This window comes from Mesorhizobium sp. M7A.F.Ca.MR.245.00.0.0 (assembly GCF_003997415.1).
Lineage (GTDB): Bacteria > Pseudomonadota > Alphaproteobacteria > Rhizobiales > Rhizobiaceae > Mesorhizobium.
Window position 1 is genome coordinate 38,154 of sequence record NZ_RZTE01000024.1, and the last position, 6,522, is coordinate 44,675.

Annotated in this window: 6 protein-coding genes; 5 read left to right on the forward strand and 1 reads right to left on the reverse strand. The window is 64.1% G+C overall.

Going from position 1 to position 6,522, the window contains the following annotated elements; genetic code table 11:
- Complete coding sequence (locus EOB80_RS22315; RefSeq protein ID WP_127329767.1) at positions 1-1,302, forward strand: FAD-binding oxidoreductase; 1,302 nt, start codon at positions 1-3, stop codon at positions 1,300-1,302.
- 220 nt (positions 1,303-1,522) lie between these two features.
- Here EOB80_RS22315 and EOB80_RS22320 read toward each other — a convergent pair whose 3' ends face one another.
- Complete coding sequence (locus tag EOB80_RS22320; RefSeq protein ID WP_127329769.1) at positions 1,523-2,293, reverse strand: IclR family transcriptional regulator C-terminal domain-containing protein; 771 nt, start codon at positions 2,291-2,293, stop codon at positions 1,523-1,525.
- Positions 2,294-2,415: 122 nt separating this feature from the next.
- On the opposite strand from EOB80_RS22320, the gene EOB80_RS22325 reads away from it, so the two are divergent.
- From EOB80_RS22325 to EOB80_RS22340, 4 genes are all read left to right on the forward strand, one after another.
- Positions 2,416-3,273 carry a CoA transferase subunit A gene (locus EOB80_RS22325; protein ID WP_127329771.1) on the forward strand — a complete coding sequence of 286 codons (858 nt, stop codon included), beginning with the start codon at positions 2,416-2,418 and terminating at the stop codon, positions 3,271-3,273.
- Positions 3,270-4,067 carry a CoA-transferase subunit beta gene (locus EOB80_RS22330; protein ID WP_127329773.1) on the forward strand — a complete coding sequence of 266 codons (798 nt, stop codon included), beginning with the start codon at positions 3,270-3,272 and terminating at the stop codon, positions 4,065-4,067. Before EOB80_RS22325 ends, EOB80_RS22330 begins: the two co-directional genes overlap by 4 nt.
- A gap of 1 nt (position 4,068) precedes the next feature.
- The gene (gene pcaF / locus EOB80_RS22335; protein WP_127329832.1) at positions 4,069-5,274 is read left to right on the forward strand and encodes a 3-oxoadipyl-CoA thiolase; all 1,206 of its coding nucleotides are present in this window, start codon (positions 4,069-4,071) and stop codon (positions 5,272-5,274) included.
- Between the two features lie 154 nt (positions 5,275-5,428).
- The gene (locus EOB80_RS22340) at positions 5,429-6,460 is read left to right on the forward strand and encodes a BMP family protein (RefSeq protein WP_127329775.1); all 1,032 of its coding nucleotides are present in this window, start codon (positions 5,429-5,431) and stop codon (positions 6,458-6,460) included.
- Positions 6,461-6,522 lie beyond the last annotated feature (62 nt).

Sequence of the window (6,522 nt, forward strand, 5' to 3'; positions counted from 1 at the left end):
ATGGCTTCCAGTTCAACGGGCTTCAATTCGGGCCTCGATATCGCCAAATCCTATTATGTCGCCACCGCCAATCCGGCGCCGGATCATCCGGCGCTGGTCGGCGACGTCGACACCGACCTGGTTGTCGTCGGCGGCGGCTGCACCGGCCTGTCGGCCGCCCTTCACGCCGCCGAGCGCGGGTTGAAGGTGGTGCTGCTCGAAGGCGGCAAGATCGGCTGGGGCGCATCGGGCCGCAATGGCGGCCAGATGATCCCAGGTCTGCGCAAGGGCGCCAAGGGCCTGGTCAAACTCTACGGGCCGGAGCGGGCAAAGGTGCTGTTCGATCTTGCCTTCGAGGCACGCGGGCTGGTGCTCGATATCATTGAGCGCCACGCCATCGATTGCGATCTCAGGCTGACCGGCCATCTGGTCGGCGCGGTCAATGGCTCCGACCTCAGGGATCTCGAGGAAGAGGCCGAGTGTCTGGCCACGGTGATGAAATTTCCGCATGCCGAGATCCTGTCGGCGGCGGAAGCCCGAGCCAAGGTCGACACATCCTACCATGGCGCGATGTACGAGCCGCTCGGCGGCCACATGCATCCGCTGAACTACACGCTCGGCCTTGCCCGTGCGGCAGTTGCGGCCGGCGTCATCATCCACGAGAATTCGGTGGTGGTGAAACTGGAGCGCGAGCCTTCGATCCGGGTCTCGACTGCAAAGGGATCGGTTCGGGCCAGACATGTCGTGCTGGCGGGGGACGCTCTGCTCAACGGGCTGGAGCCGCGCGTCAACAGCCGCATCATGCCGGTCGGCAACTACATCGTCGCCACCGAGCCGCTGGAGGGCAAGCGCTATGTCATCCCGGCCAATGTCGCGGTGTCCGACACCCGCTTCGTCGTCAACTACTACCGCATGTCGGCGGATGGACGCCTGCTGTTCGGCGGCGGCGAACGCTACACGCCGTCACCGCCGGCCGATATCGCCGGCTTCGTGCGGCCGCACATGGAAGCCACCTTTCCGCAGCTCAAGGGCTGCCGCATCGATCACGCCTGGGGTGGGCTGGTGTCGGTGACGACATCACGGCTGCCGCACGTCGGGCACTATGGCGAGGTGTATTTCGCGCATGGCTATTCCGGCAAGGGCGTCATCCTGTCGACGCTGTCGGGCAAGCTGCTGGCCGAAGCGATCACGGGTGATGCCTCGCGGCTGGATTTGTTCTCGACGCTGAGCCCGATGCCGTTCCCCGGCGGCACGGCGTTGCGTGGGCCGCTCTATGTGCTGGGCATGCTGTGGTACGCGATGCGGGATCGCATCAAGCATTGATCAGAAGCAATTGTCGACGTTAGCACTGCCCCTCACCTGCCTGCCGGCATCCTCTCCCCGTCAACGGGGCGAGGGACGCTGTTGTCGCCGGTATCGCCAATGTTGCAGGAAAGGCGATGGCGTTGCGCCAGCTACTTTCTCCCCGTCACTATACGGGGAGAAATGCCCGGCAGCGCAATGAGGGGCGGCGCTGGCGTTTGAAGAGGTTTCGGGCGATTGATTAGACGACAAAAAAATCCTCGATGCGCTGCCTGGCCTCAACCAGCACCGGCAGTATCTCCCGCTCCATCTCCGCCACCGAAAATCGCGCCGACTGAGTCGAGACGTTGATGGCCGCGACCGTGCGCTCCGCGCGGTCGCGGATCGGCACCGCGATCGAGCGCAGGCCGAGCTCCAGTTCCTCGTCGACGATGGCAAAGCCGTCGGCTTTCGCCTTGCCGATGGCGCCGGCCAGCAGCCTGATATCGGTGATCGTCTTCGGTGTCCGTGTCTCGATGGTCGCCTGACCGAGGAATGCGTCCAATTCCCCTGATGTCAGGCCGGCAAGCAGGATGCGTCCCATCGAGGTGCAGTAGGCCGGCAGCCTGGTGCCGACGTCGAGCGACACGCTGAGGATGCGGCGGCCGGGAATGCGGGCGACATAGACGACATCCTCACCCGACAGGATGGCCGCCGAGCAGGCCTCGTTCAGTTGTGCTGCCACAGAGCGCATGATGGGCGCGGCGAAGGCCCATAGCGAGGCGCCGCCGAGCCAGGTGCGGGCAACCGTCAGCAGGCGCGGCGACAGCGAGAACACGCGGCCGGCCTGTGTTGCATAGCCGGTGGCGGTGAGTGTCAGCAGGAAGCGGCGGGCGCCGGCGCGGGTGAGGCCCGCTTCCTCCGCCATTTCTGTCAGCGTCGTGCCCGAGGGATGGCGGGCCAGGATCTCCATGACGGCGAGGCCGCGCTCGAGCGAGCCGACATGATCACGGGAAACAGCCGCTTCGTCCATCTTGTCTCCGCGGAACGGCATCGGCGTCAGGATTGACTCCTCGCCCTCGCTCAGCGTAGGAAGTATCGCATACAAAACATATGTTCGCAATACGAACTTTCTGAAAACCCGGAGCCGATGCGATGGTCAAGTTCCTGCCGCTCAAACAGGCCGTGGCCGAGAATTTGAAAGATGGCGACTCCGTCGCCTTCGAGGGCTTCACCCATCTGATCCCGACGGCGGCGGCGCATGAGGCGATCCGCCAGGGTTTTCGCGACCTGACCCTGATCCGCATGACGCCGGACCTGATCTACGACCAGATGATCGGCATGGGCATGGCGAAGAAGATCGTCTTCTCCTATGTCGGCAATCCCGGCGTCGGCCTGCTGCGGCGCGCCCGCGATGCCATCGAGAACGGCTTTCCGCGCTCACTCGAAATCGAGGAGCACAGCCATGCCGGCATGGCCAACGCCTATGAAGCGGGTGCTGCCGGCCTGCCCTGCGCGGTGTTTCGCGGCTATCGCGGCGCTGGGCTGGCGGCGGTCAATCCGAACATCAAGTCGGTGACCTGTCCGTTCACCGACGAGGTGCTGGCTGCTGTCCCTTCGATCCGGCCTGACGTCACCTTCATCCATGCCCAGAAGGCCGACAGGAAAGGCAATGTGCTGGTCGAGGGCATCATCGGCATTCAGAAGGAAGCGGTGCTGGCGGCCAAACGCGCTGTGGTGACCGTCGAGGAAGTCGTCGACAATTTCGACGATCTGCACCCCAATCTGACCGTGCTGCCGCGCTGGACGATCGCGGCGATATCGGTCGTGCCTGGCGGCTCGCATCCGTCCTACGCGCACGGCTACTATGCGCGCGACAATGCGGCCTATCTCGAATGGGACGAGATCGCCGCCGACCGCGAGAAATTCCAGGCGTGGATGCAGGCCTACGTGATCGAGAAGAGCGCCGACGATTTCGCGGCCCGGGTCGAGCATTTGAGGAAAGCGGCATGAGCGACAATCCGGGATTCACCCCCAACGAGATGATGACCATCGCCGCCAGCCGCGCGCTGCGCAACGACGATGTCTGCTTCGTCGGCATCGGCGCGCCATCGGCCGCCTGCAATGTGGCGCGGCTGACGCATGCGCCTGACATCACCCTGATTTACGAGAGCGGCACGATCGGCACCGCGCCTGACGTGCTGCCGCTGTCGATCGGCGACGGCGAATTGTGCGAGACCGCTATCACCACCGTCGCGGTGCCGGAGATGTTCCGCTACTGGCTTCAGGGCGGCCGCATCTCGATCGGCTTCCTTGGTGCGGCGCAGCTCGACAAGTTCGGCAACATCAACACCACGGTTATCGGCGACTATTTCCATCCCAAGACCCGGCTGCCGGGCGGCGGCGGCGCGCCGGAGATCGCGACGTCGTCGAAGGAGATCTACATCACCATGGCGCAGACCAAGCGCGGCATGGTCGAGAAGATCGACTTCTTCACCTCCTTCGGCCATGGCGAGGGTGGTGACCATCGAAAACGGCTTGGCATCGACACCGCCGGCCCGACGCTGCTGATCACCGATCTTGCCATCTGGAAGCCGGATCCGGTGAGCAAGGAATTCACGGTCGTGTCGCTGCATCCCGGCGTGACCCGCCAGCAGGTGAAGGACACCTGTGGCTGGGTGGTTAAGTTCGCCGAGGCGCTTGACGAAACACCGGCGCCAAGCGAACTCGAACTCAAGACATTGCGCGACCTGCAGGCCCGCACCAAGGCGGCGCATGAGGGAACCGGAAAAGCAAAGGCTGCATGACATGGCCGAGGCCTATATCTGCGACTACATCCGCACACCGATCGGCCGCTTCGGCGGTTCGCTGTCTTCGGTACGATCAGACGATCTTGGCGCGATACCGCTGAGGGCATTGGTCGAGCGTAATCCCGGCATCGACTGGCAGGCTATCGACGACGTCGTCTATGGCTGTGCCAACCAGGCCGGCGAGGACAACCGCAACGTGGCGCGCATGGCGCTGCTGCTGGCAGGCTTGCCGAAGGAGATTCCAGGTTCGACCGTCAACCGCCTGTGCGGCTCCGGCATGGATGCGCTGACCATTGCCGCGCGCGCCATCAAGGCCGGCGAGGCGGAATTGATGATCGCGGGCGGTGTCGAATCAATGAGCCGGGCGCCCTTCGTCATGCCCAAGGCCGACACGGCGTTCTCGCGCAATGCCGAGATTTACGACACCACCATCGGCTGGCGCTTCGTCAACCCGCTGATGAAGAAGCAGTATGGCGTCGATTCGATGCCGGAAACCGGCGAGAACGTCGCCGAGGATTTTTCGGTGTCACGCGCCGACCAGGACGCCTTTGCCGTGCGCAGCCAGGAGAAGGCGGTCGCGGCCCAAGCCAATGGAAGGCTGGCGAAGGAGATCACAGAGGTGACGATCCCGCAGCGCAAGGGCGATCCGGTGGTCATCTCGAAGGACGAGCATCCCCGCGCTGGCTCAACGGTCGAGGCGCTGGCCAAGCTGCCGACGCCGTTCCGCCAGGGCGGCACAGTCACGGCCGGCAATGCCTCCGGCGTCAATGACGGGGCGGCGGCGCTGATCGTCGCTTCCGAGGCGGCGGTGAAGACATATGGCCTGACCCCGATCGCCCGCATTCTCGGCGGGGCCGCCGTAGGTGTGGCGCCGCGCATCATGGGCATCGGCCCGGCGCCGGCGACGCAAAAACTCTGCGCGCGGCTTGGGCTGACCCCGCAACAGTTCGATGTCATCGAGCTCAACGAAGCCTTTGCCTCGCAAGGCATAGCCGTGCTGCGCCAGCTTGGCATTGCCGAGGATGCGGAACACGTCAACCCGAATGGCGGCGCCATCGCGCTTGGCCATCCCCTGGGCATGTCGGGTGCCCGCATCTCCGGCACGGCGGCGCTGGAGCTGCGCGAACGTGGCGGCCGTTATGCGCTTGCCACGATGTGCATCGGTGTAGGCCAGGGCATCGCGATCGCGCTGGAACGGGTTTGATCGGCGGCCCTTGCTTGGCCGGCTAAGATCAAGAATCCGGTGCGCGGTTCAAATTTGACCACGTGGACAAAAGTCTGGCGTCGTTCCATACTTCCCCGTCTGACATTTTCACGAACAGCCGGCTCGACACGGCTGTCGAACCGAGGGGAATGCAATGGAAAACCGGAACAATAAATCGCAGATAAAACGCGAAGGGCTTTCGCGACGCAATGTGCTGGAGCTGGGCGCGCTTGGTTTGGCTGCTGCGATGCTGCCGGGCGCCGCCTTCGCGGCGGACAAGAAGCTGAAGGTGGCGGCGATCTTCGCCACGCCGATCGAGGAGCCGTGGGACAACCAGATCCATGTCGCCTTGCAGAGGGCCGAGAAGGAACTCGGCATCGAATACAAATGGTCCGAGAAGGTGCAGACCGCCGATTTCAGCCGCGTCATGCGCGAATATGCGCAAGGCGGCTATGAGCTGGTGCTGGGCGATGCCTTTGCCGCCGAGCGTGAATCGCGCCGCACAGCCAAGCAATTCCCGAAGACCGCCTGGCTGTTCGGCTCCGGCGCCGGCCCGGCGGAACCCAATTTCGGCGTCTTCGACAACTGGATCCACGAGCCGGCCTATCTCTCCGGATTGATCGCCGGCAAGATGTCGAAGTCGGGCACGATCGGCGCCGTCGCGGCGATGGGCATTCCGGAAGTCAACCGGCTGGTCAACGCCTTCTTCGCCGGCGCCAGGGAGGTCAATCCCAACATCAAGAAGAAGGTCGCCTTCATCGGTTCCTTCTTCGATCCGCCCAAGGCCAAGGAAGCGGCGGTCGCGCAGATCGACGCCGGTGTCGACGTCATCTATGCCGAGCGCTTCGGCGTCATCGAAGCCGCGGTCGACAAGAAGATCCTTGCCATCTCCAACATGTCTGACCAGTCGAGCCTCGGCCCCGACACGGTCATCACCGGCCCGGTCTGGAACATGTATCCGACGGTCGAGCAGGCGATCAAACTGGTCAGGGCCGGCGTCTTCACCGCGCAGGACTATGGCGACTTCTCGCGCATGGCCAAGGGTGGCTCGCATCTGGCGCCCTACCACAAGTTCGACAAGACGCTGCCGGCGGACGTGAAGGAGCTGGTCGAGAAGAAGAAGGCCGAGATCCTCGAAGGCAATTTCCGGGTGGATGTGGACGAGAATACGCCGGTTTCGGATTGACGCTCTGGCTTTTGGGGGTTGGTGCTAGGTGCCCCCCTCTGTCCTGCCGGACATCTCCCCCT